The 22,419-nt window shown below is 70.1% G+C and carries 23 protein-coding genes; 13 read left to right on the forward strand and 10 right to left on the reverse strand.

What is annotated here, in order from left to right; all coding sequences use genetic code 11:
• Positions 1-7: 7 nt before the first annotated feature.
• The gene (locus KOL93_RS00080; protein WP_221583840.1) at positions 8-1,531 is read right to left on the reverse strand and encodes a DUF7059 domain-containing protein; all 1,524 of its coding nucleotides are present in this window, start codon (positions 1,529-1,531) and stop codon (positions 8-10) included.
• Between the two features lie 72 nt (positions 1,532-1,603).
• On the opposite strand from KOL93_RS00080, the gene KOL93_RS00085 reads away from it, so the two are divergent.
• Positions 1,604-2,026: an organic hydroperoxide resistance protein gene (locus tag KOL93_RS00085; protein WP_221583275.1), complete on the forward strand. Its 423-nt coding sequence runs from the start codon at positions 1,604-1,606 to the stop codon at positions 2,024-2,026.
• Between the two features lie 277 nt (positions 2,027-2,303).
• Here KOL93_RS00085 and KOL93_RS00090 read toward each other — a convergent pair whose 3' ends face one another.
• Entirely contained in the window at positions 2,304-2,834 is a 531-nt protein-coding gene (locus KOL93_RS00090) for a TetR/AcrR family transcriptional regulator (protein WP_221583276.1), read from the reverse strand.
• 99 nt (positions 2,835-2,933) lie between these two features.
• Here KOL93_RS00090 and KOL93_RS00095 point away from each other — a divergent pair, with 99 nt between their 5' ends.
• Positions 2,934-3,734 (forward strand): SDR family NAD(P)-dependent oxidoreductase, encoded by an 801-nt coding sequence (locus tag KOL93_RS00095; RefSeq protein ID WP_221583277.1) that lies wholly within the window; start codon positions 2,934-2,936, stop codon positions 3,732-3,734.
• A gap of 109 nt (positions 3,735-3,843) precedes the next feature.
• Here the strand turns inward: KOL93_RS00095 and KOL93_RS00100 are convergent, their stop codons facing one another.
• Positions 3,844-4,896, reverse strand: coding sequence for a zinc-dependent alcohol dehydrogenase family protein (locus KOL93_RS00100; RefSeq protein ID WP_221583278.1), 1,053 nt, complete (start codon positions 4,894-4,896; stop codon positions 3,844-3,846).
• Between the two features lie 85 nt (positions 4,897-4,981).
• Here KOL93_RS00100 and KOL93_RS00105 point away from each other — a divergent pair, with 85 nt between their 5' ends.
• The 4 genes from KOL93_RS00105 to KOL93_RS00120 all read left to right on the forward strand — a co-directional run bounded on the left by KOL93_RS00105 (position 4,982) and on the right by KOL93_RS00120 (position 7,820).
• Positions 4,982-5,326, forward strand: a complete 345-nt coding sequence (locus KOL93_RS00105; RefSeq protein WP_221583279.1) for an ArsR/SmtB family transcription factor — start codon at positions 4,982-4,984, stop codon at positions 5,324-5,326.
• Positions 5,319-5,759 carry an SRPBCC family protein gene (locus tag KOL93_RS00110; RefSeq protein WP_221583280.1) on the forward strand — a complete coding sequence of 147 codons (441 nt, stop codon included), beginning with the start codon at positions 5,319-5,321 and terminating at the stop codon, positions 5,757-5,759. Before KOL93_RS00105 ends, KOL93_RS00110 begins: the two co-directional genes overlap by 8 nt.
• Positions 5,760-5,801: 42 nt before the next feature.
• On the forward strand, positions 5,802-6,299 hold the full coding sequence (locus KOL93_RS00115) for a hypothetical protein (protein WP_221583281.1): 498 nt from the start codon (positions 5,802-5,804) through the stop codon (positions 6,297-6,299).
• A gap of 93 nt (positions 6,300-6,392) precedes the next feature.
• Positions 6,393-7,820, forward strand: a complete 1,428-nt coding sequence (locus tag KOL93_RS00120) for a CCA tRNA nucleotidyltransferase (RefSeq protein WP_221583282.1) — start codon at positions 6,393-6,395, stop codon at positions 7,818-7,820.
• Positions 7,821-7,845: 25 nt separating this feature from the next.
• Here the strand turns inward: KOL93_RS00120 and KOL93_RS00125 are convergent, their stop codons facing one another.
• Positions 7,846-8,706 carry an IclR family transcriptional regulator gene (locus KOL93_RS00125; RefSeq protein WP_221583283.1) on the reverse strand — a complete coding sequence of 287 codons (861 nt, stop codon included), beginning with the start codon at positions 8,704-8,706 and terminating at the stop codon, positions 7,846-7,848.
• A 100-nt stretch (positions 8,707-8,806) separates the two neighbouring features.
• Here KOL93_RS00125 and KOL93_RS00130 point away from each other — a divergent pair, with 100 nt between their 5' ends.
• From KOL93_RS00130 to KOL93_RS00140, 3 genes are all read left to right on the forward strand, one after another.
• On the forward strand, positions 8,807-10,168 hold the full coding sequence (locus KOL93_RS00130; protein WP_221583284.1) for an aminomethyl transferase family protein: 1,362 nt from the start codon (positions 8,807-8,809) through the stop codon (positions 10,166-10,168).
• A 138-nt stretch (positions 10,169-10,306) separates the two neighbouring features.
• On the forward strand, positions 10,307-11,494 hold the full coding sequence (locus KOL93_RS00135) for a glycosyltransferase (RefSeq protein ID WP_221583285.1): 1,188 nt from the start codon (positions 10,307-10,309) through the stop codon (positions 11,492-11,494).
• An 83-nt stretch (positions 11,495-11,577) separates the two neighbouring features.
• Complete coding sequence (locus KOL93_RS00140; RefSeq protein WP_260405845.1) at positions 11,578-12,765, forward strand: glycosyltransferase; 1,188 nt, start codon at positions 11,578-11,580, stop codon at positions 12,763-12,765.
• A 1-nt stretch (position 12,766) separates the two neighbouring features.
• Here the strand turns inward: KOL93_RS00140 and KOL93_RS16025 are convergent, their stop codons facing one another.
• Positions 12,767-12,895 carry a hypothetical protein gene (locus KOL93_RS16025; RefSeq protein ID WP_260405814.1) on the reverse strand — a complete coding sequence of 43 codons (129 nt, stop codon included), beginning with the start codon at positions 12,893-12,895 and terminating at the stop codon, positions 12,767-12,769.
• 87 nt (positions 12,896-12,982) lie between these two features.
• On the opposite strand from KOL93_RS16025, the gene KOL93_RS00145 reads away from it, so the two are divergent.
• On the forward strand, positions 12,983-13,969 hold the full coding sequence (locus KOL93_RS00145) for a GlxA family transcriptional regulator (RefSeq protein ID WP_221583842.1): 987 nt from the start codon (positions 12,983-12,985) through the stop codon (positions 13,967-13,969).
• Positions 13,970-13,982: 13 nt separating this feature from the next.
• On the opposite strand, the gene KOL93_RS00150 is transcribed toward KOL93_RS00145, so the two are convergent.
• Complete coding sequence (locus tag KOL93_RS00150; protein ID WP_221583286.1) at positions 13,983-14,384, reverse strand: hypothetical protein; 402 nt, start codon at positions 14,382-14,384, stop codon at positions 13,983-13,985.
• A gap of 78 nt (positions 14,385-14,462) precedes the next feature.
• Here KOL93_RS00150 and KOL93_RS00155 point away from each other — a divergent pair, with 78 nt between their 5' ends.
• The gene (locus tag KOL93_RS00155) at positions 14,463-16,601 is read left to right on the forward strand and encodes an ATP-dependent Clp protease ATP-binding subunit (RefSeq protein WP_221583287.1); all 2,139 of its coding nucleotides are present in this window, start codon (positions 14,463-14,465) and stop codon (positions 16,599-16,601) included.
• Positions 16,602-16,662: 61 nt separating this feature from the next.
• Here the strand turns inward: KOL93_RS00155 and KOL93_RS00160 are convergent, their stop codons facing one another.
• The 4 genes from KOL93_RS00160 to KOL93_RS00175 all read right to left on the reverse strand — a co-directional run bounded on the left by KOL93_RS00160 (position 16,663) and on the right by KOL93_RS00175 (position 20,298).
• Positions 16,663-17,250, reverse strand: a complete 588-nt coding sequence (locus KOL93_RS00160; protein WP_221583288.1) for a nitroreductase family protein — start codon at positions 17,248-17,250, stop codon at positions 16,663-16,665.
• Positions 17,251-17,703: 453 nt separating this feature from the next.
• Positions 17,704-18,801 carry an ABC transporter permease gene (locus KOL93_RS00165; protein ID WP_221583289.1) on the reverse strand — a complete coding sequence of 366 codons (1,098 nt, stop codon included), beginning with the start codon at positions 18,799-18,801 and terminating at the stop codon, positions 17,704-17,706.
• Positions 18,798-19,682 carry an ABC transporter ATP-binding protein gene (locus KOL93_RS00170; RefSeq protein ID WP_221583290.1) on the reverse strand — a complete coding sequence of 295 codons (885 nt, stop codon included), beginning with the start codon at positions 19,680-19,682 and terminating at the stop codon, positions 18,798-18,800. The genes KOL93_RS00165 and KOL93_RS00170 overlap by 4 nt, the downstream gene beginning before the upstream one ends.
• Before the next feature lie 112 nt (positions 19,683-19,794).
• A complete protein-coding gene (locus KOL93_RS00175; RefSeq protein ID WP_260405815.1) occupies positions 19,795-20,298 on the reverse strand; it encodes a VOC family protein in 504 nt (167 codons plus the stop codon).
• A gap of 129 nt (positions 20,299-20,427) precedes the next feature.
• Between KOL93_RS00175 and KOL93_RS00180 the strand changes: the two genes are divergently transcribed.
• The gene (locus KOL93_RS00180; RefSeq protein WP_221583291.1) at positions 20,428-21,723 is read left to right on the forward strand and encodes a sensor histidine kinase; all 1,296 of its coding nucleotides are present in this window, start codon (positions 20,428-20,430) and stop codon (positions 21,721-21,723) included.
• Positions 21,724-21,727: 4 nt separating this feature from the next.
• Positions 21,728-22,378: a response regulator gene (locus tag KOL93_RS00185; protein ID WP_221583292.1), complete on the forward strand. Its 651-nt coding sequence runs from the start codon at positions 21,728-21,730 to the stop codon at positions 22,376-22,378.
• Positions 22,379-22,419: the final 41 nt, after the last annotated feature.

The following is a 22,419-nucleotide window of genomic DNA, read 5'->3' on the forward strand; positions in this document are numbered from 1 at the left end:
GCGCTGCTCACGCGAACCGCAGGAACCCGTCGACGAGCAGGGAGCGGATCGCGGGGAGGAGCGACGCGCGCAGGGCGGGCTCCTCGACCTCGAGCAGCTGCGCGAGCGCGCCGATGATCTGACCGATCGAGAGGTCGCCGTCGCAGGCGCCCACGAGACCCGCGAGGGCCGGATCCGCGTGGAACGAGCGCCCGAAGCCGCCGCCCTGCCGCAGCTCGATGACGGTCGGGTTCTCGGCGCCCGGCGTGTGGTGGCGCGCTTCGGTGACGTCGGCGGCCGCGTGCAGCGAGAGGGCGCAGAGCTGATCGTCTGAGAGCCGGGCCTGCGCGTCGTGGGCCGCGAGCGCCTGGGCGAGGTGGGATCCGAGGGAGCTCTCCGACGGGATCGGCTGCCGGATCTGCTCGTATCGCGCGAGCGTCGGCTCGCCCTCGGCTCGCCGCAGGAGCACGTAGCCGAACCCGACCGCCGTGACGTCGCGCGCCTCGAAGTCGTCGAGCCAGGCGGTGAGGAGGCGGTCGTGCTCGGGTGTTCCGGGCGCGGTGCCGCCGTCGCGGATCCACATCTCGGAGTACTCGATGGGGTTCAGATGCTCGCGCTCGACGACCCAGGCGTCGAGTGGAATGTCGGACGCCTCGACCCACGCGCGGATCCGGTCGAGGCCTGAGGTGCCGCCCGTCGTCTCCCAGTTGCCGAGGAACTGCGCGACCCCGCCGGGCGCGAGATGTGCGCCGACGCCGGCGACGACCTGCGCGACGAGCGCGTCGCCGACGAGCCCGCCGTCGCGGTACTCGTACGCGGGGACTCCGCTCGCACGGGGGGTGATGACGAACGGCGGGTTCGACACGATGCGGTCGAACGTCTCGCCTGCGACGGGCTCGAACAGGGATCCGTGCCGGGTCTCGATGTGGCTCGTGCCGTCGAGGACGGCGTTGATCTGCGTGAAGGCCAGGGCTCGCTCGCTGATGTCGGTCGCCACGACCTCGTCGGCGTAGCGACGCGCCCGCAGCGCCTGCACGCCGCAGCCGGTGCCGAGGTCGAGCACGCGGTGGGCGGGGGTCGGCAGCTGAAGCCCGGCGAGCGTGAGCGATGCGCCGCCGACGCCGAGCACGTAGTCCTCCGCCAGAGTGCCCCCGCCGAGCGCCAGTTCGTCGAGGTCGGCGGCGATCCACCACTCGCCCGGCCCGCGCTCGTCGTGGAACGACTGCGGGCGCAGGGTGACCGACGGCGTCACGGCATGCCCGTCGACGGCCGCGAATCCGAGCGAGACGAGGCCCGCGGACCCGGTGCGGGGCAGCGCATCCTCGACGTGCGACACCTGCTGCGCGACGCCGAAGATGAGCAGGCGCGCGAGCACGGCCTGCGGGTCGGTGCGGCTGCCGAGGCCGCGCAGCGCCGGCGTGCGCAGCGTGCGTCCGATGGCCGTGTCGGCATCGACGCCCCACGCGGCGCGCAGCGGCTCGGAGCGGAAGTCGGCGTCTGCGAGGTCGGCGGCGAGCGAGCGGCAGAGGTCAGGATCGGAGGTGAGCACGATTCCATTGTCGTTCACCCGAAATTCCCATGTTCCGCGGGCCCGGGACAGTCGGAGTCGTAGAAGGGTGGACGCATGGACGCTCTTTACACGACAGAAGCACTCGCCACCGGAGGCGGCCGCAGCGGCCGAGTCGCCGTGGCCGGCACCGACCTCGACTTCGATCTCGCCATCCCGAAGGCGATGGGCGGATCCGGCGACGGCGCGAACCCCGAGCAGCTGTTCGCAGCCGGCTTCGCCGCCTGCTTCCACTCGGCGCTGCAGGCCGCCGCGCGCTCGCAGAAGGTCGCGATCGACGGATCCTCCGTGGGCGGTCGCGTGTCGATCGGATCGAACGGCGAGGGCGGCTTCGCGCTCGCCGTCGAACTCGAGGTCGTCATCCCCGAGGTCGAGCACGACATCGCGCAGGGTCTCGCCGATGCCGCGCACCAGATGTGCCCGTACAGCAACGCGACCCGCGGCAACATCCCCGTCACGGTGACGGTCGTCGACGACTGAGCGGAACTCTTCCCTCCAACACAACGCAGTCAATCTCGGCGCGAGCGGCCGTTTCTGCCGCTTTTCGATGTTCCACCGGCCGGATTGACTGCGTTGTGTCGCGCGTGGCACGGGTCGTGGGGCTCGTGTGCGTCGAGCCGCGGGGTGCGCGCGACCTCGTTGACGCCGCCGCAGCGAACACAACGCAGTCGATCTGGGCCCGAACGGCCGGTTCTGCCGCCTTTCGGTCCTCCGGACGCAGAGTTGACTGCGCTGTGTCGGGCGACGGCGGAAACTCTCAGCGCGTGAGGGCACGCTCGACGAGTGCGACTGCGGCGTCGCCGTCTCCCGCGAAGGCGGTGTGGAACGCGACCATGCTCGTCGCCGTCACGACGTCGTCGACGGTGACCGATGGATCCGCGCGCTCGGTGGCGAGCTCTGTTTCGAGGATCCGCGTGATGACGCCGCGGAGGCGCTCCTGCAGCGGCGCGGCGAGCTCCGGATCCAGCGCGTGCGCCTCGAGGACCGACGCCGACATGCGCGCCTGCGCCGCGATGCGCATCAGGAAGTCATGCAGGGTGAGCGAGGGGTCCGCCTCGAGGTCTGCCAGGTTCTTGTCGAAGACGGCGAGGGCGAGCCGCTCCTTGCTCTCGAAGTGACGATAGAGCGACGCCTGGCCGACGCCCGCGCGCTTCGCGATCGCGCTGAACGCCACGGAGAAGCCCTCCTCCGCGAAGAGCTCCCGCGCGGCGTCGATCAGGGCGCGGCGGTTCCCGGCGGCCGCGGCGGGGCCCCGGTTGGGAGAGGGGCTCTGGCGCGCGGAGGGCATGAAGCGTAGCCTATAACCGGACAGAGTTGTCCGGTAGGCGTCGCCGCCCGACGACGCCCCGAACCGCCTCGAGAGAGGCGTCGATGGAGAGGAACGCGCATGAGCGACGCCGCAGCACAGCAGGGTCCCGAGATGCAGCAGTGGGACGAGAGGATCGCCGAGGGCCGCTTCGACGGCCGGACGATCATCGTGACCGGTGCGGGGTCCGGCATCGGCCGCGCGACCGCCTCGCGCATCGCCCGCGAGGGCGGCCGTGTGGTCGCCGTCGACATGAACGAGAAGGGGCTCGACGACTTCGCCGCCGTGCACCCCGCCGCCGAGGTCGTGACGGTCGTCGCCGACATCACGGATGACGCGGCCATCGCGCGCATCATCGAGGCGGCGGGCGTCCAGGTCGACGGCCTCGCGAACGTCGCAGGGATCATGGACCAGATGCAGCCCGTCCACGAGATCGACGCGGCGCTGTGGGAGAAGGTCTTCGCCGTCAACGTCACCGGCTCCTTCAAGCTGATGAAGGCGGTCATCCCGGGCATGCTCGAGCGCGGCGCCGGTTCCATCGTGAACGTCGCGAGCGAGGCGGGTCTCCGCGGGTCCGCCGCCGGCACGGCCTACACGGCCTCGAAGCACGCGGTCGTCGGCATGACGAAGAGCTCGGCGTACCTCTATGCGCTCGCGGGCATCCGCGTCAACGCCGTCGCTCCGGGGGCGGTCGCGACGGGCATCGAGGCGCCGTTCGCCTCCGAGTTCGCCGCGCCCCGCATCCAGCGCGGCATGGCCGCGATCCCCTCGATCGCGCAGGCCACGCAGCTCGCGGCGTCGATCACGTTCCTCCTCAGCGAAGACGCGACGAACCTCAACGGCGTCATCCTCCCCTCCGACGGGGGCTGGTCGGCGGCCTGACCCCGCATGCAGAACGCGCCCCGCGGATCCGCGGGGCGCGTTCTGCATTCCGAGTCGGTGATGCGCGGGCAGCTTCGGCGAATGCCGGGGTTCCCCGCGTCAGAGCCCCCTACGGCCGCAGCAGGGCCTTGATCACGCGGCGCTCGTCCATCGCGGCGTAGGCATCGGCGGCGTCCGCGAGGGCGAACGTGCCGTCGAACACGCGGCCGGGGGTGAGGGATCCGTCCAGCACCTCGGGAAGGATCTCGTCGACGTAGCTGCGCACGGGTGCGACGCCGCCGCGGACCCCGACGTTGGTCGAGAACATCGTGCGCATGGGCAGCTCGGGGCCGCCGTTGGGGACGCCGACGAAGCCGACCTGACCGCCGGGACGGGCGGAGCGAAGGGCCTGGTCCATCGACTCCTTCGTGCCGACGCACTCGAGCACCGCGTCGGGGCCGATGCCGTCGAACATGTCCTTGAGCCGTGCGATCCCCTCGTCGCCGCGCTCGGACACGATGTCGGTCGCGCCGAACTCGGTGGCGACACGCTGGCGCGGCTCGTGGCGGCTCATCGCGACGATGCGCTCGGCGCCGAGGCGCTTCGCGGCGAGCACGGCCGAGAGTCCGACCGCGCCGTCCCCGACGACCGCGACGGTGGCTCCCTGCGAGACCCCGCCCGAGACGGCCGCGTGGTGGCCGGTCAGGAACACGTCGCTGAGCGTGAGCAGGCTGGGCACGAGCGCCTCGTCCGGCTGGCCCGGGACGACGGTCAGGGTGCCGTCCGCGTGAGGCACCCGCACGAACTCGCCCTGCGCGCCGTCGGTCGGGTGGCCCCAGTGGTCGTCGCCGCCGAACCAGCCGAGCTCGAGGCAGGAGGTCGTGAAGCCGTTCCGGCAGTTCGCGCACTCGCCGCAGCAGTCGTAGAAGGGGGCGATGACGAAGTCCCCGGCCTTCACCCTCGTGACGCCTTCGGCGACCTCTTCGACGACGCCGATGAACTCGTGTCCGATCCGGCGGGGCTCGTCTGTGGGGGTCACGCCGCGGTACGGCCACAGGTCGGACCCGCACACGCAGGCGGCCGTGACGCGCACGATCGCATCCTTGCCGGTGCCGCTCAGCTGGGGATCCGCGACCTGCTCGGATCGGATGTCTCGTTCGCCATGGATGACCGTTGCGCGCATGGTTCGACGGTATCGCGACAGGGGGTTGACGGATCCTGACACCGCCTGCATATTTAATGTATTGCTTACGTAAGGAAACTCTGACATGCCAGCTCCCGCAGACCCGCTCTCTCAGGTCTTCCACGCGCTTGCGGATCCCACCCGTCGGGCGATGCTGGAGCGACTCAGCAGGGAGAGCGCCACCGTCGGCGAGCTGTCAGAGCCCTTCGACATGAGCCGACCCGCGATCTCGCAGCACCTGCGGGTGCTCGAGCGCGCCGGGCTCATCGAGCGCACGACGCGCGCCCAGTGGCGGGTCTGCACGATCCGCCCCGAACCCCTCGACCGCGCCACGGCGTGGGTCGAGGAGAACCGCGCGCTGTGGACCGCCCAGTTCGACCGACTGGACGACGTTCTGCGGCGCCTCCAAGAGGGAGACTCCGATGCCTGACTTCACGATCACTCGAACCTTCGACGCCCCGCGCGAGACGGTGTGGCGCGCGTGGACGGATCCGACGATCGCCGCACAGTGGTGGCACCCGCACGAGGTGACGACGCCCGCTGACTCGGTGCACATCGACCTGCGCGAGGGCGGCGGGTACGCCTACATGATGATCGATCCGACCGGCGGCGAGTGGCCGACGGCCGGCGAGTACCTCGAGGTGCGGGAGCCCGAGCGGCTGCGCTTCACGTGGGGATCCCCGGAGGATCCCCGCCGCGAGGGCGTGCCCGTCATCACGGTCGACCTCGCCGAGGCGCCGGGCGGGCGCACCGCGATGACCTTCCACCTCGACGGGAGGCCGGACGACCACGGCTCCGCCGAGAGCGTCTCCGACGGCTGGACCGAGGCGTTCGAGGAGCTCGACGGGGTTCTCGCGGGCTGACGCGCGCCGGGGAGGCAGGGGTCCACGCCATAGGATCGCGGGGTGTCCGTGATGTATTGGCGCCACCGGTGGCTTGTGATCCCGCTCATCGTGGGCATGGTCGTGCTCGTCGTCCTCGCGCGGCCTGTGTTCCGCGCCGCGGACGCGCTCGCGCCGACGTCCGCCGGCGGCGTGATCGCGATCGCGCTGGCGACGGCGGTCCTCTGCCTCCCTGCGCTGCTCCTCCACGTCAGCCTGGCCACGCTGTTCAACGCACGCGCCGCACTCCACCGGGATGAGCATGCGAGCATGATCGCCGGGTGGGGAGCGGTCGTCGGCTTCGGACTCAGCGCGGCGACGCTCACGAGCGCCCTCATCGAGTTCGACGACCTCGGCGAGGCCCGCATCGGGTCCGCCGTCGCGACGCTACTCCTCCTCCTCTGGAACGGCAGCGAGCTCGTGCGCCTGACGCGCGGCTCCCGGATCCCGTGGGCGCGCGTGGTGGCGAGCGGCGGCATCATCCTCGCTGCGGGCGTCGTCGCCGGCTTCCTGCTCGACTGACGCCAGCCGCGGGACCGAGGCGCTCGACGCGGTGCGCGCACCGGCGTCTCCACGCGAGGATCCCCCCAGCCGCCCGCGACTACCCTGGATCCCATGCTCAATATGGCCGCCGGTCTTGCGCGCCTCGGCGACCTCGCGCAGTCCCCCATCGTCGCCACGCTCGCCCGCGCGTTCGCGGATGCCGGGCACGATCTGGCGATCGTCGGAGGTCCCGTGCGCGATGCTCTGCTGGGGCGCTCGACGCACGACCTCGACTTCACGACCGATGCCCGCCCCGACGACATTCTGCGGATCATCACGCCGATCTCGACCGCGCAGTGGGACATCGGGCGTGCCTTCGGCACCATCGGGGCGCGGGTCCAGGGCGAGCAGGTCGAGATCACGACCTACCGCGCCGACAGCTACGACGGCACGACCCGCAAGCCCGCCGTCGAATTCGGCGACACCCTCGAGGGCGATCTCACGCGCCGCGACTTCACGGTCAACGCCATGGCGCTGAAGGTGACCGAGGTCGCGCTCGTGGATCCGACGGGCGGCGTCGAGGATCTCGTCGCCGGCACCCTGCGCACCCCGATCGATCCGCGCGTGAGCTTCGGAGACGACCCGCTGCGTATGCTGCGCGCCGCGCGGTTCTCGGCGCAGCTCGGCTTCGACGTCGAGGAGCAGACGCGCGCCGCGATCGAGGATCTCCGCGGCACGCTCGAGATCGTCAGCGCCGAGCGCGTCCAGGCCGAGCTCAGCCGCACCATGCGCGAGAAGGACCCCGTGCGCGGCGTGCGCACGATGGTCGAGACGGGCCTCTCGGACGAGTTCCTGCCCGAGCTCTCGGGCCTCAAGCTCGAGGTCGACGAGCACCACCATCACAAGGACGTCTACGAGCACTCGCTGACGGTCCTGCAGCAGGCGATCGATCTCGAGCAGGGGCGCTTCCCCGGCAGCGAGCCCGATGTCGCCCTGCGCCTCGCCGCGCTGCTGCACGACATCGGAAAGCCCCGCACCAGAAAGCTCGAGGCGGGCGGCGCGGTCACGTTCCACCACCACGACATCGTCGGATCCCGCATGGCGAAGAAGCGCCTGCAGAAGCTGAAATACGACACGGCGACGATCACGTCGGTCGCGAAGCTCATCGAGCTGCACCTGCGGTTCTTCGGCTACGCCGAGGGCGCCTGGAGCGACTCGGCCGTACGCCGGTACGTCCGCGATGCGGGTGACGAGCTCGATCGCCTGCACATCCTCACCCGCGCTGACGTGACGACGCGCAATCAGCGCAAGGCCCGCCGCCTCTCCACCGCGTACGACGACATCGAGAACCGCATCGTGCAGCTGCGCGAGCAGGAGGAGATCGACGCGATCCGCCCGGATCTCGACGGCAACCGGATCCAGGAGATCCTCGAGATCCCGCCGGGCCCGGCCGTCGGGAAGGCGTACCGGTTCCTGCTCGAGCTGCGGCTCGACGAGGGTCCCCTCGGCGAGGACGAGGCGGAGGCGCGTCTCCGCGCGTGGTGGGCCGAGCAGGACTGACGCCTCTCCGGCGTCGCGCGCGCGGTCAGCGTCCCTGACCCCGACGCTCGAGATACCGCATCGAGTCGGCCGAGGAGGCCACGAGCGCGCGGAGGCTGCCTCCCGGCAGCGCCCGCGGGTGGCTGACGGGCAGGTACGCCCGCAGCAGCGCCTCCGAGATGCGATGGGCGGTCTCGAGCAGGAGTGACGCGACGCGGCGGGGGGAGGATCCGTCGTTGGGGATGACGGCCCCGAGCGCGCCCACGACGACGCCCTCGGATCCGCGCACGGGCGCCGCGAGGCCGCGGGAGGCAGGGTGGATCCATCCGTCGCCACGCGCGTATCCGCGCCGCCTGGTCTCGTCGAGCGCGCGCATCAGGTCATCCGGGGTGTGCAGGCCCGTGGGCGTCATCGGAGACAGACCGGAGGCGATGACCCGCTCGGCGCGCGCCGGCTCGCCGAAGGCGAGGAACACGATCCCGCTCGTCGAGTACTGCACGGGGATCCGTCCGCCGACGACGGATCCGTTGATCACCGCATCCGGGGCCGACAGCCGCTCGATCAGCAGGACGTCCTCGTCGATCAGCACCGCGAGCTGGACGTGCTGCCCGATGACGTCATGCAGGCGGCGCAGGTACGGCTCGGCGATCTCCCGCAGTCCCAGGGCGCCCGGCGTCTTGCTGCCGATCTCCCAGAGCCGGTTTCCGAGTCGGTACGTGCGGTCCGAGGCCTGTTCGAGCAGGCCGTGCGAGACGAGCTCCGCGACGATGCGGTGCACGGACGAGAGCGGGATCCCCGCGCGCCGATGCATCTGGGTGAGCGTGAGGAACGGGTGATCGACCGTGAACGCATCGAGCACCGCGAGCACGCGGGTCAGGGCCGACGTGCCGTCGGAGGATTTCGCCATCGAGGATCCTTCATTTGAACGGAAGGAACGCTACCCCCGTCCGTGCCGGGAATCTAGGCTGACCGCGCCATCCACCCGGACCGATCGAAGGAGATCGACGATGTCAGAGACACTCGCGCAGGCACTGGACCGCGTCGGCGACCCCGTGGAGCTGCTCCGCAACCTGAACTACCCGCCCGTCACGTTCCCCGTGCAGCCCGAGTTCACGAACTGGCGCACCGAATCGCGCTCGTGGAACGAGACGGTCGCGCTCATGGACCAGTCGCACCACATGACGCAGCTCTTCCTCGAAGGCGACGACCTCGCAGAGGTGCTGAGCGGCATCGCCGTCAACACGTTCACGAACTTCCGTCCCGGCATCGCGAAGCAGCTCATCTCGGTGAACCACGACGGGCATGTCATCGGCGACGGGATCCTGTTCCACCTCAACCGTCCGGTCGGCACGCACACCGCGGTGCTCATCGGACACCACGTGCTCATCGACTGGGTGCGGTTCCACCTCGAGCGGTCGGGCAAGGACGTCCGATACCGGCTCGAGGCGAACTCGCACAACCGCGACGAGGACCCGTCGTTCTATCGCTACGAGCTGCAGGGGCCGCGTGCCCACGACGTGCTCGAGAAGCTGCTCGGCGGCCCCGTCCCCGAGGTGAAGTTCTTCCACATCCACGAGTTCGAGTTCGCGGGCACGACGGTGCAGGGCCTGCGCCACGGCATGGCCGGTCAGCCCGGGTTCGAGTTCTTCGGGCCGTACGAGGAGGGCGAGAAGGTGCGCCAGGCCCTTCTCGACGCGGGTGAGGAGTTCGGCATCACCCGCATCGGCGCGAAGGCCTACTCCGTCACGCCGCTCGAGTCGGGATGGGTGCCGACGCCGTTCCCCGCGATCTTCAGCGACCACGAGCTCTTCCGGGAGTACCGCGAGTGGCTGCCGCTCGTGCGCGCCGGCGCGATCGGCGGATCCGTCGGCGGACCGGTCGAGAACTTCCTCCTCACCCCGTACGACCTCGGACTGCACCGGTCCGTGCGCTTTGACCACGACTTCATCGGGCGCGAGGCGCTCGAGAGGATCGCCGAGGCGCCTGCGCGTCGCAAGGTCTCGCTGATCTGGGAAGCGGAGGACGTCGCGAAGATCCTCGAGAGCCAGCTGACGCCGGGGCCCGTGGCGAAGTACCTCGAGTTCCCGAAGGCGCGTTACGGCTTCTACCAGTTCGACGACGTGCAGGTCGACGGCCGCACCGTGGGCGTCTCGACCGACGCCGGCTACGTCGCGTACGACCAGCTGTACCTCTCGCTCGCCTCGGTCGACGTCGACGTTCCCGAGGGCACGCGCGTCGAGGTCATGTGGGGTGAGAATCCGCCATCCGCGAAGGCGAACGTCGAGGCGCATGAGCAGACGAGGATCCGCGCCACGGTCGCGCCGGCGCCGTACCACGAGTACGCCCGCACGACCTACCGGGACCTCTGACCCGGGCGAGCGCACGCGGCTCCCGATGCGAGCCGTACCCGCGGGTGTCCGCCAGATGGCGGACACCCGGTCTGGGTAACCCCCGAATCTCGGCGGCGTGCCCGGGAATCGGTCCCCTGCGCAGGTAGCGTTTCCGTCGTGTCCGACTCCTCGAACGACCGACCTCTGAAGGTCCTGCTCGGCTGCGATACGTTCGCGCCGAACATCAACGGCGCCGCGCGGTTCGCCGAGCGCCTCGCGGCCGGGCTCGTGCAGCGCGGGCACGTGGTGCACGTGAGCGCGCCGAACCAGGAGTACCGACAGGCGGAGCCGCGCGTCGAGACGATCGAAGGCGAGGAGCTGACCGTCCACCGCCTCCCGTCCGTGCCGCTCCCCTGGCACGACTGGCTCCGCTTCGTCTGGCCGTGGCGCTCGAAGCACTACGCGCGCCAGGTCCTGGACTACGTGCGGCCCGACGTGGTCCACATCCAGTCGCACATCGTGATCGGCCGCGGCCTCACCCGCGAAGCCCGAAAGCGTGGGATCCCCGTGATCGCCACGAACCACGTGATGCCCGAGAACATCCTCGACTTCACGAAGGCGCCCGAGTGGTTCAACAGGATCCTCGTGCGCGAGGAGTGGGCCGACGCGAAGCGCACCTTCGACATGTGCGCGGCCGTCACCACGCCCACCCGCAAGGCGGCCGACTACCTCGAGAAGACCGCCGACGTCGCCGGCGTCATCCCCATCAGCTGCGGCATCGACATGACGCGCTACACGGCGGACCTCTCGCCGCGCCCCGACAAGCGCATCGTCTTCGTGGGACGGCTTACGAGCGAGAAGCGCATCGACGACATCCTGCGCGCTGTCGCGACCTTCCCCGCCGAGGACGAGCTGCAGGTCGAGCTCATCGGCGACGGCGACCAGCGTCCCGCGCTCGAGGCGCTCGCGGAGGAGCTGGGGATCCGCGACCGCGTCGTCTTCCACGGACACGTGTCCGATGAGGAGCTCCGCGCCGCGCTCACACGAGCGTCGCTGTTCGCGATCGCCTCCATCGCCGAGCTGCAGTCGATCGCGACGATGGAGGCCATGGCATCGGGACTGCCGATCGTCGCCGCCGACGCCGTCGCGCTCCCGCACCTCGTCCACGACGGCGAGAACGGGTACCTCTTCGAGCCCGGCGACGTGGACGCGCTCGCCGCCCGTCTGCGCGACGTGCTCGGCGCCCCGCGGGAACGCTACGAGGCGATGCAGCGCGCGTCGCTCGACCTCGTCTCGGTGCACGACATCAATCGCACGCTCAACACCTTCGAGGCGCTGTACCGCGGCGAGCCGATCCCGGCATGAGCACCCCCCATGTCCCAGGACACGCCGTCTCGCGGTCGTCGAGACGGCGTGTCCTGGGACATGGTGAGGCCCTGCACGTGGTGATGTTCGCGGATCAGCACGCGGAGACCTCCGGCGGGGCGCAGGTGGCGATGCGGCTGCAGCGGAAGTTCCTGGAGCGCGCCGGACACACGGTGACGATCGTGGCGCCGAAACGACACGGGCGTCACCTCGCGAACATGCACGACGAGGCATACGTCGACGTTCCCTCGATGCCGGTGCCGTCGGATCCCGAGTACTCGTTCGTCTGGCCGGGGAAGCGCGCCATGCGGGCGGTCGAGCGCGGCCTCGCCGCACGGGTCGCGCGCGGTGCGCGGATGCCCGACCTCGTGCACGTCCAGGCCGACTACTGGGGCGCGTTCCTGGGGTACTCCTTCGCCGAGCGTCTGCGGATCCCGGTCGTGCACACGATGCACAACCGCGTCGACGTCGGCATCGCCGCGACCGCGCCGTACCCGCACGTCGTCCTCGCGGCGCTCAACATGTGGCGGCGGCGCGCAATGCCGGGCTCGGGGAGCGGATCCGACGGCTGGGCGTATCTGCGCGGGCTCGCGGCGCGCGCGGCGGCCGTGACCGCGCCCTCGCAGCACTTCGCGAGACGTCTCGAGCGCAACGGCGTCTGCGACGACGTCGATGTGATCTGGAACGGCATCGACGACGACGTGCTGCGCGACCTCGAGGATCCTCCGGTCTCCGGGGCGCTCATCTGGGTCGGCCGCATGAGCGCCGAGAAGCGCCTCCTCCCCTTCCTGCGGGCATATGCCGTGTCCGGCATCGACCTGCCGGTCGAGATCATCGGCGCGGGGTTCGAGCGCAAGGCGGCCGAGAAGTTCGTCGCCGCGCGCGGAATGGAGGAGCGCGTGCGCTTCCTCGGGAGGCTCTCCTACCGCGAGACGCTCGCGCGGATCCGTGCGGCCGCAGCGCTCGTGCAGACATCGATCGGATTCGAGACGCAGGGTATGACGCCCTTCGAGGCCGCCCAGCTCGGGACGCCGTCGATCGTCAGCGACCTCGACATCGCCGACGAGATGGGCGGGGGCGTCTGGCGGGTCTCCTCCGCGCCCACCGAGACGGGGCGGATCCGAGCCCTCGCGACCGCGCTGCGCGACGTCGAGCGGGACCTCCGCGAGGGGGACGTGCCGCAGCCGTCGCCCCGCGTGCGGGAGGAGTTCGTGCAGTCGAGCCGCACCGCCGCCATGGTCGACGTGTATCGCCGGGTGCTGGGCGCGTGACTCAGGGCCGGTGCGGCCAGTCGTCGATGCCGTGGCGCGGGAGGCCGTAGCCGTCTCGCGGAAGCTGGCGCGCCGTGGCGGCGAGTCCGAGGAGGGCGAGGGCGAGGAAGAGGAGGCCGATGAGGATCATGGCAGAAAAGCTACGGTTGCGCTGATCCCGCCACGAGTGGCAGAGTTGCCACACCACGTCGGAATCCTGCCAAGGGGTGGAGCCATGATGAGAACTGTCGCCTGCATCGTCCAGGAGGGCTTCGCGCCCTTCGAGTTCGGCGTCGCCTGCGAGGCGTTCGGTCTCGATCGCGCGGCGCAGGGCGTTCCGTCCTTCGACTTCCGCGCCGTGGCCGCCGATCCTGGCGAGATCCGCAGCAAGTTGGGCTTCTCGCTCGTCGTCGAGGAGGACCTTGCCTTCGCGGACGAGGCCGACCTCATCGTCGTCGCCGCGACGCCGCACGAGTACTGGGACGAGCAGGACCCGCGGATCCTCGACGTCATCCGACGCGCGGTCGACCGCGGCGCGTGGGTGCTGAGCGTCTGCAGCGGTGCATTCACCCTCGCCAACGCGGGCGTCCTCGACGGGCGTCGCGCGACGACGCACTGGATGTACACCGATGAGATGGCGCGGCGCCACCCCACGATCGACGTGAACCCCGACGTGCTCTACGTGCAGGACGACCGCATCATCACGAGCGCCGGAACGGCGGCGGGGATCGACGCGTGCCTGCATCTGCTGCGACAGGAGATCGGCGCCGACCTGACGAACGTCATCGCGCGGCGCATGGTCGTCTCGCCGCAGCGCGACGGCGGGCAGGCGCAGTTCATCGATCATCCGCTGCCCGATCACGTGAGCGACTCGCTCACGCCGGTCGCGGACTGGGCGCTCGACAATCTGCATCGTGAGCTGACGGTCGACGATCTCGCGGGTCGCGCGCACATGTCGCCCCGCACGTTCGCGCGGCGTTTCAAGGGCGATTTCGGGGTGACGCCCGCCGCCTGGCTCGCTCGGCAGCGGGTGATCCACGCCCAGCGCCTGCTCGAGCGCACCGACTGGGGGGTCGATCGCATCGCCGCCGACTGTGGGTTCGGCTCCGCCGCGGTCCTCCGCCAGAACTTCACGCGGATCCTCGGACTCACGCCGAAGGCCTACCGCGATCGATTCTGCTGCGTCGATGACATGACGCAGGGCGACGTCGTCACGGCCGCGTGACGTCTCTGTCGCGTCAGCCGGTCATCATCATGGACGTGAGCGGCGCGAGGAGACCGTACATCGCCGAGACCAGGTGGGCGATCGCGATGCCGATGGCGATGCCGGCGACGACGGGGCGGGACCCGCGGGCGGCGAAGATGCCCAGGATCAGGGCGGTGATCGCCAGGAGCCCGAAGATGATCGTCGCGAGGCCGTTCAGTCCGCCGGTGGCGGCGAAGGACGCGCGGTTCGCGTACATCAGCACGACCGTCGACAGCGAGACGGCGAGGGACCCGACGACCGCGACGCCGGCGAGGATCAGCGCGGTCCATGCGAGACCGGAGCGGCCCGACGGCCGCGGGGCCCCTGCGACCGCCTGTCCGTAAGGGGACTCGGCGTAGGGCGGCGTGTACTGCTGTTCACCTGGCGTCGACATGGTCGACACTGTACGCCCGGCATCGAGGGTGATAAACTTGAGTCAACTCGACTCAAGTTCACCATCAGGGGAGGAACCATGGCGCAGGCCCAGCCGCAGCAGGACGAGCAGCAGAGCGCTCTCGAGCAGTTCGGCATCAACCTCACCGAGCGCGCCCGCAGCGGCAAGCTCGACCCCGTCATCGGACGCGACAGCGAGATCCGCCGCGTCAGCCAGGTCCTCACCCGCCGCACGAAGAACAATCCCGTGCTGATCGGAGAGCCCGGCGTCGGCAAGACGGCGGTCGTGGAGGGCCTCGCCCAGCGCATCATCGCGGGAGACGTCGCCGAGAGCCTCAAGGGCAAGGAGCTCATCGGGCTCGACATCTCGGCGCTCGTCGCCGGCGCGATGTACCGCGGCCAGTTCGAAGAGCGGCTCAAGAACGTCCTGAAGGAGATCACCGAGTCGGAAGGCCGCGTGATCACCTTCATCGACGAGCTGCACGTGCTCATGGGCGCGGGCGGCGGCGAGGGATCCGTCGCCGCCGCGAACATGCTCAAGCCCATGCTCGCGCGCGGCGAGCTGCGCATGATCGGCGCGACGACGCTCAACGAGTACCGCGAGTTCATCGAGAAGGACGCGGCGCTCGAGCGTCGGTTCCAGCAGGTGTACGTCGGAGAGCCCGCGGTCGAGGACACGATCGCCATCCTCCGCGGACTGAAGGAGCGCTACGAGGCGCACCACAAGGTCGCGATCAGCGACAGCGCGCTCGTCGCGGCGGCATCGCTGTCGCACCGGTACATCCCGAGCCGTCAGCTGCCTGACAAGGCCATCGACCTGATCGACGAGGCCGCGAGTCGGCTGCGCATGGAGATCGACTCCGCGCCGCTCGAGATCGACGAGCTCCGCCGCCACGTCGACCGCCTGAAGCTCGAGGAGCTCGCGCTGAAGAAGGAGAAGGACGACGCCTCGAAGGAGCGCCTCGCCACCCTGCGCGAGACCCTCGCTCAGCAGGAGGCGCAGCTGACCGGCCTGCAGACGCGGTGGGAGGCCGAACGCGCGTCGCTCAACCGGGTCGGCGACCTCAAGACGCGGCTCGACTCCGCTCGCGTCGACGCGGAGCGCGCACAGCGCGAGGGCGACCTCGAGAAGGCGTCGCGTCTGCTGTACGCCGAGATGCCCGCTCTCGAGCGCGAGCTCGCCGATGCCGAACGCGCCGAGCAGTCCGACGAGCGCATGGTCGGCGACCAGGTCACCGACGAGGACATCGCGGGTGTCATCGCGGCCTGGACGGGGATCCCCGTCGGACGCCTCCTGCAGGGCGAGAGCGAGAAGCTCCTGCACCTCGAGAACGAGCTCGGACGACGCCTCATCGGCCAGCGAGACGCGGTGACGGCCGTCTCCGATGCCGTTCGGCGCTCACGCGCGGGCATCAGCGACCCGAACCGACCCACGGGGTCCTTCCTGTTCCTCGGGCCGACGGGCGTGGGCAAGACCGAGCTCGCGAAGGCGCTCGCCGACTTCCTCTTCGACGACGAGCAGGCGATGGTGCGCATCGATATGTCCGAATACGGCGAGAAGCACTCCGTCAGCCGCCTCGTCGGCGCCCCTCCCGGATACGTCGGATACGACCAGGGCGGGCAGCTCACGGAGGCTGTGCGGCGTCGCCCCTACTCGGTCGTGCTGCTCGACGAGGTCGAGAAGGCCCATCCCGAGGTGTTCGACGTGCTGCTGCAGGTCATGGACGACGGTCGTCTCACCGACGGCCAGGGCCGCACGGTCGACTTCAAGAACGTGATCCTCATCCTGACCAGCAATATCGGATCCCCGATCCTGGTGGATCCGACGATCTCCCCCGACACCAAGCGCGAGCAGGTGATGCAGCTCGTGCACCACGCGTTCAAGCCCGAGTTCATCAACCGCCTCGACGACATCGTCGTGTTCCACACCCTCGGTGAGGACGACCTGGCGCAGATCGTCGAGCTGCAGGTCGACCTGCTCCAGAAGCGGCTGGCGGACCGCCGGCTCACGCTCGCCGTCACGCCCGACGCGCGCGCCTGGCTCGCCGAGCGCGGGTACGACCCCGCGTTCGGCGCCCGCCCCCTGCGCCGCCTGATCCAGAAGGAGATCCAGGACCGCCTCGCGCTGGCGATCCTCTCCGGTGGCATCCACGACGGAGACACCGTGCGCGTCGATGTCTCCCCTGAGGGCACCCAGCTCGCGCTCACCGGCGCCTGACGCACGAAGCGGCCCGCGGATCCGTGTGGATCCGCGGGCCGCTTCGTGCGGGCGCGACGCCCTACGCGTCGACGAGCACCGTGTCGGCGACGGGGCGACGCTCGCGCGGCGCGGTCTCGCGTTCGCGGATCGGCTCGGGGAGCGTCGCGGCGTCGCCCTGGTCTCCCACCGCGAGGAGCGAGACGACCTGCAGGCGCTCGGGCAGGTCGAAGTGCGACTGCACGGCCGCCGCGTCGAAGCCCGTCATCTGGTGCACGAACAGCCCGTCGTGGTGGGCCTGGACCGACAGGTGGGCCACGGCCTGGCCGAGGTCGTAGTGGGCGGTCGCGAACTGGCGGCCGTCCTCGTTCTCGAGCTCGGCGATCGCGACGATGATCACGCCCGCCTGCGGCGCCCACTGCTGATTGAACTCGGCCATCGACTCGACGATCACAGCGTGCGCCTCGGTTCCGCGGCGGGCCACGAGGAAGCGCCACGGCTGGTTGTTGTAGGCGGACGGGCTCCAGCGGGCGGCCTCGAGGGCGCTCGCGAGCTTCTGCTCGTCGATCGGCGTCTGGTCGCAGTACGCACGCGGGCTCCAGCGCTCTGCGAGAACCTCGAGCACGGGGCTCTGGGTGGAGGCGGTGCGGTCCAGGGTGGCGGCGCCCATGGCGGCTCCTTCTGTCGTGAGATTCGGGTGTCGGGCGGCGGCGCCCACGCCACGATAACGGCGCGACCCTCCACCCCATTCCCAGGAACATCCCTCCGAAAGGGGGACAGACAGGATCCGGACCCCGAACTAGCGTTGACCGCGGGGGGAATTGATATGTCGAACCACACTGTGCGCGTCGACAACGAGAGAGACGCACGTCGCGCATCCGGGAACTGGCCGAAACCAGTCTTTCCCGGTGCGCGACGTGAAGATCCGCCGGTGCAGCGTCCCGAGGATCCTCTCGCCGAACGCGATCAGCTCAGCGTCACCGCATGGAGCATCGCGATCGTGGGCGTCGGCATCGCCGCCCTGACCGCCGCCTTCGCGTTCCTCCTGTAGAACGCCCGCAGACAGAGAGAACGGGCCCGGATCATCCCCACGAGATCCGGGCCCGTTCGGCCTGTGTGCGATCTACTTCGACAGCGCCTCGCGCCACTTCACCTTGGCGCCCATGCGCAGCAGCGAGTTCTCGTAGATCTTCGACGCGATGCCGATCACCGCGACGCAGGCCACGAGCGAGATCGCGATCGAGATGAGCGGCTCCCACCACTGCGCCTCGTTGAAGAAGAGGCGGATCGGCATCGACACGGGCGACGAGAACGGCACGTACGACATGATCGTCATGACGAGCGGGTTGTCGCTGAAGAAGATGACGAGCATGTACGGGATCATCACGAGGTACATGATCGGCGCGATCGAGGAGTTGATGTCCTCCTGGCGCGACACCATGGCGCCGGTCGCCGCGAACATCGTCGCGATGAGCAGGAAGCCCGTCACGAAGAACAGCGCGAACCAGAGGATCGGCGCGCCGAGGCTGCCGAGGATGTCGGTCTGGCCCGTGAGGATCAGCGATATCGCGACCGCCGCGACGATGAGGATGATCTGCCCGAGCGCCATGACCGTGTTGCCGAGCACCTTGCCCGCGAGCAGGGCGCGGGCGGGGATCGCGGTGATGAGGATCTCGATCACGCGCGTCTGCTTCTCTTCGACGACGCTCGTCGCGACCGGGAGCCCGAACGACATCGACGCGGCCATGAAGATGACGCCGAACGCGATGCCCATGATGTACCGCAGGGGCGACCATCCGCCTTCCGGGTCGAGCAGTTCGACCGCGGGGCTCTGGGACAGGATCTGCAGGAGCTCCTCGGGTGCCTCCGTGAGCGCGATGATCGCGACGCCCGTCGGCGAGGACTCGTCGTTCACGACCGCGGCGTCGACCTCCTCGTCGCGCACGAGCTGCTCGGCGTCGGCGCGAGAGCTCGCCTCCGTGACCTCGAGGCCCTCGGAGCCCTGCAGCTGCGCCGCGACCGCGGCGGGCGCGGCCACGGTCGTCGTGGTCTCGCGGTCCGCCATGAGATTCATGATGAAGACGCCCGCGATGATCCCGACGAGCAGGAGCGCCGTCGAGATGATGAAGGCCTTGCTGCGTACGCGGGTGACGACCTCGCGCTCGGCGACGAGGAGCGTCGCCTGCGACGTCGAGACGGGTGCGACGGCGGGGGTGCTCATCGGACGACCTCCTGGAAGATCTGGGCGAGGGACGGATGCTGGGGTGCGAAGCTGGCGACGGACCCCTCGTCGACGGAGCGGCGCAGCACGCGCTGGGCCGTCTCGGCGCTGTCGACGTCGAAGAGGGCGTGGCCGCCGTCGAACTCGACGACCGTGACACCGGGCTCGTCGCGGAGCCAGCCGGCGTCGCCCGTCGTGATGAGCTCGTAGCGGTTGGTCGAGTGGGCTTCGCGGAGCTTCTCCCGCGGGCCCGCCGCGCGAACGGAGCCGTCGGCGATGATCACGAGGTCGTCGCAGAGGCGCTCGACGACGTCGAGCTGGTGGGAGGAGAACAGCACGGCGGCACCCTGCTGCGCGCGCTCCTGCAGCACGCCGACGACGGTCTCGACGGCCATGGGGTCGAGACCGCTGAACGGCTCGTCGAGGATGAGGATGTCGGGATCGTGCACGAGCGACGCCGCGATCTGGGCGCGCTGCTGGTTTCCGAGCGAGAGCGCCTCGATCGGATCCGTCAGCCGTTCCCCCAGCCCGAGCTGCTCGAGGATGCGCGTCGCCTTCTCGGTCGCCGTCTGCTTGTCGAAGCCGTGCAGACGCGCGAGATATGCGATCTGCTCGCGGACCTTCATCTTCGGGTAGAGCCCGCGCTCCTCGGGCATGTAGCCGAACGTGCGGCGCGCGTTCGCCTCGAGGGGAGCTCCGTCGAGGGTGACGTCGCCGCCGTCGGAGGCGAGCAGGCCCAGAACGATGCGCATCGTCGTCGTCTTGCCGGCGCCGTTGCCGCCCACGAAGCCCGTGAGCCGTCCGCGCGCCACCTGGAACGACACGTCGGAGAGCGCGGTACGATCCCCGAAGCGCTTGGTGATTCCGGTCAGTTTCAGCATGTCCCCGACGCTACGGAACCGCGTCAACGTGCGGATCCACCGCGCGGCGGATCTTTCCCTCTCCCCCGCGCGGCGGAGCCGTCGGCCTCACCCGACGCCCGGCGCCGGGACGTCACTCGCGCGCGGGCCAGCCCTCTTCTTCGGCGTCGGCATACCGGTCGTTCGCCTCCGGGTGCTCCGTGACGTGCGCGGCCGGAGCCATGTCGGGCGGCCCGCTCTCGATCGCGGCCGGATCCATCCACATGAACTCCAGGATGTGCCCGTCGGGGTCGGTCATCGACGACTGCACCATGAACCCGTAGTCCTGCGTCGGCTTGTTCTCTCCCCCGCCGTTCGCGAGCACGAGCTCGCGCGTGCGAGCGACCTCCTCCTTGGAGTCGCGACTGAGCGCCGTGATCACACCCGCGCCCTTGTCGGCCGTGACGACGGGCTTGTCGGTGAAGGTCCCGAAGTAGTCGGTTTTGAGCATCATGAAGAACACGTTCTCGTCCCACTTGATGCAGGTGGCGTTGTCGTCGGTGAACTCGGGCACGATCTCGGCCCCCAGAGCGGAGTAGAACGCCTTGGTGCGCTCGAGGTCGGCGACGGGCAGATTGACGAACACGCTGGTGGCCATGGGGCGCTCCTTGTCGACGCGGTCGATGTGCTCATCAGGATGGACCTGCGGGAGCGCGGTGACAAGAGGGTGGGCGGATCCGTCGCGCGGCGGATGTGGCGATCGGTCGCGCCACCTAGTTTGGGGAGCATGCCAGTGCTCGATTCGCTCACCCCGGCGCGCGCGGGAGCGCGCGCCGAACTCCCTGCGTACGTGCGCGGAGCGCCGACGACCGCACAGTTCCGGGCCGACCTCTGGCTGGGCGCGGCACTCTTCATCGGGTCGATCGTGAGCTCGATGCTGAGCTACTTCGCGGGGTATCCCACCGCGGACGACCTGCGCGGGCTCCTCCTCTGCAGTGCGGCGATGACGTTGCCGGTCATGCTGCGCCGCCGGTACCCGGCGGTCGTCGCGGTCGTCGTGTGCGCCGCCTACATCGTGAGCGGCCAGCTCGGCGTGATCGAGCTGTACGTGAGCCAGATCGCGATGTTCCTCGTCATCTATACGCTCGGCGCGTGGTCGGCGGACCGCCGCCGCGCCCAGTGGGTGCGCGCGGGCATCATCGCGGCGATGTTCGTGTGGCTGGCCGTCTCGACCTTCCAATCCGCAGCCGACCCCTCCGCCCTGCCAGATGATGTGGAGGCCGTGGCCGGCGCGATGTCGCCCGTGCTGGCGCAGGCGCTGCTGATGTGGCTCATCAACATCGCGTACTTCGGCGCGGCGTACTATATGGGCGACCGGGCATATGACGCCGCCCTCAACCGCCAGGCCCTGCGGGAGCGCACGCACGAGCTCGAGGAGCAGCAGGAGATCGCGTCGGCTCAGGCCGTCATGCTGGACCGCGTCCGCATTGCGCGCGAGCTGCACGACGTCGTCGCGCACCACGTGTCGGCGATGGGTGTGCAGGCCGGCGCGGCGCGCGCGGTCGTCGACGTGAACCCCGAGGCGGCGAAGCAGGCGCTCGGGTCCGTCGAGTCGTCCGCACGCGAGGCGATCGACGAGCTGCATCGACTTCTCGACACGCTCCGCAGCGACGACGAGTCGGCAGATGAGGCCCCCTCGACGATCACGCTCGACTCACTGGATCCGCTTGTCCGCAGCGTCACCGCTGCCGGCACGCCGACGACGCTGCGCGTGATCGGGGATCCGCGCCCGGCGCCCGATCTCGTCCAGATCAACCTGTTCCGCATCGCGCAGGAGGCGCTCACCAACGCGCGCCGCCACGGCGGCCCCGATGTCACGGCCGACGTGCGATTGCGCTGGTCGCCTGACGCCATCGAGCTCGAGGTCACCAATACGGGCCGCGTCGTGCTCCGATCTCGGACGGGCCTCGGCACCCTCGGCATGCGCGAGCGCGCGACGGCGATCGGCGGCCACCTCGAGGTCGGACCGCGGGAGAAGGGCGGCTACCTCGTGCGCGTGCGCGTGCCGCTCGCGGGACAATGAGCGCATGACCGCTCCCACCGTCCTCCTCGTCGACGATCATTCGACGATGCGCACCGGCTTCCGCATGATCCTCGAGGCGTCGGGGATCGAGATCGCCGGCGAGGCGGCGACGGGCGTCGAGGCCGTCGACCGGGCGGCGCACCTCGCGCCCGACGTCGTCTTCATGGACGTGCAGATGCCCGACATGGACGGGATCGAGGCCACACGGCGCATCGTCGCGTCCGGCAGTCGCGCGAGCGTCGTCATCGTCACGACGTTCGATCGCGACGACTACCTCTTCGCGGCGCTCGACGCCGGAGCGAGCGGATTCCTTCTGAAGAACGCGGGGCCAGAAGAGCTGGTCCATGCGGCCCGCGTCGCGGCGTCAGGCGACGCCCTTCTCGCTCCCGAGGTGACCCGGCGCGTGATCGAGCGGCACGGCGGATCCGCGCATATTCCGACAGCGGAATCCGCTCCGATCCCTGTTGACCTCACGGATCGAGAGGCCGAGGTGCTGCGGCTGCTCGCCGGCGCGATGAGCAACGGCGAGATCGCGCGGGAGCTCTACATCGGCGAGGCGACCGTGAAGACCCACGTCTCGAACATCCTGCAGAAGACGGGTGTCCGCGACCGCGTCGCGGCCGTCGTCTGGGCCTACCGCCACGGGGTGGCGTAGGAGCCTCAGTGCGCTGAGTCGCTGACGATGCATTGATATCG

This window comes from Microbacterium salitolerans (assembly GCF_019720895.1).
Taxonomy (GTDB): Bacteria; Actinomycetota; Actinomycetes; order Actinomycetales; family Microbacteriaceae; genus Microbacterium.

Coding starts and splice junctions, on each gene's coding strand:
- KOL93_RS00085 (WP_221583275.1), top strand. CDS start 1,604: ATGGACGCTCTTTACACGACAGAAGCACTCGCCACCGGAGGCGGCCGC.
- KOL93_RS00090 (WP_221583276.1), bottom strand. CDS start 2,834: ATGCCCTCCGCGCGCCAGAGCCCCTCTCCCAACCGGGGCCCCGCCGCG.
- KOL93_RS00095 (WP_221583277.1), top strand. CDS start 2,934: ATGAGCGACGCCGCAGCACAGCAGGGTCCCGAGATGCAGCAGTGGGAC.
- KOL93_RS00100 (WP_221583278.1), bottom strand. CDS start 4,896: ATGCGCGCAACGGTCATCCATGGCGAACGAGACATCCGATCCGAGCAG.
- KOL93_RS00105 (WP_221583279.1), top strand. CDS start 4,982: ATGCCAGCTCCCGCAGACCCGCTCTCTCAGGTCTTCCACGCGCTTGCG.
- KOL93_RS00110 (WP_221583280.1), top strand. CDS start 5,319: ATGCCTGACTTCACGATCACTCGAACCTTCGACGCCCCGCGCGAGACG.
- KOL93_RS00120 (WP_221583282.1), top strand. CDS start 6,393: ATGCTCAATATGGCCGCCGGTCTTGCGCGCCTCGGCGACCTCGCGCAG.
- KOL93_RS00125 (WP_221583283.1), bottom strand. CDS start 8,706: ATGGCGAAATCCTCCGACGGCACGTCGGCCCTGACCCGCGTGCTCGCG.
- KOL93_RS00130 (WP_221583284.1), top strand. CDS start 8,807: ATGTCAGAGACACTCGCGCAGGCACTGGACCGCGTCGGCGACCCCGTG.
- KOL93_RS00140 (WP_260405845.1), top strand. CDS start 11,578: ATGTTCGCGGATCAGCACGCGGAGACCTCCGGCGGGGCGCAGGTGGCG.
- KOL93_RS16025 (WP_260405814.1), bottom strand. CDS start 12,895: ATGATCCTCATCGGCCTCCTCTTCCTCGCCCTCGCCCTCCTCGGACTC.
- KOL93_RS00145 (WP_221583842.1), top strand. CDS start 12,983: ATGAGAACTGTCGCCTGCATCGTCCAGGAGGGCTTCGCGCCCTTCGAG.
- KOL93_RS00150 (WP_221583286.1), bottom strand. CDS start 14,384: ATGTCGACGCCAGGTGAACAGCAGTACACGCCGCCCTACGCCGAGTCC.
- KOL93_RS00155 (WP_221583287.1), top strand. CDS start 14,463: ATGGCGCAGGCCCAGCCGCAGCAGGACGAGCAGCAGAGCGCTCTCGAG.
- KOL93_RS00160 (WP_221583288.1), bottom strand. CDS start 17,250: ATGGGCGCCGCCACCCTGGACCGCACCGCCTCCACCCAGAGCCCCGTG.
- KOL93_RS00165 (WP_221583289.1), bottom strand. CDS start 18,801: ATGAGCACCCCCGCCGTCGCACCCGTCTCGACGTCGCAGGCGACGCTC.
- KOL93_RS00170 (WP_221583290.1), bottom strand. CDS start 19,682: ATGCTGAAACTGACCGGAATCACCAAGCGCTTCGGGGATCGTACCGCG.
- KOL93_RS00175 (WP_260405815.1), bottom strand. CDS start 20,298: ATGGCCACCAGCGTGTTCGTCAATCTGCCCGTCGCCGACCTCGAGCGC.
- KOL93_RS00180 (WP_221583291.1), top strand. CDS start 20,428: ATGCCAGTGCTCGATTCGCTCACCCCGGCGCGCGCGGGAGCGCGCGCC.
- KOL93_RS00185 (WP_221583292.1), top strand. CDS start 21,728: ATGACCGCTCCCACCGTCCTCCTCGTCGACGATCATTCGACGATGCGC.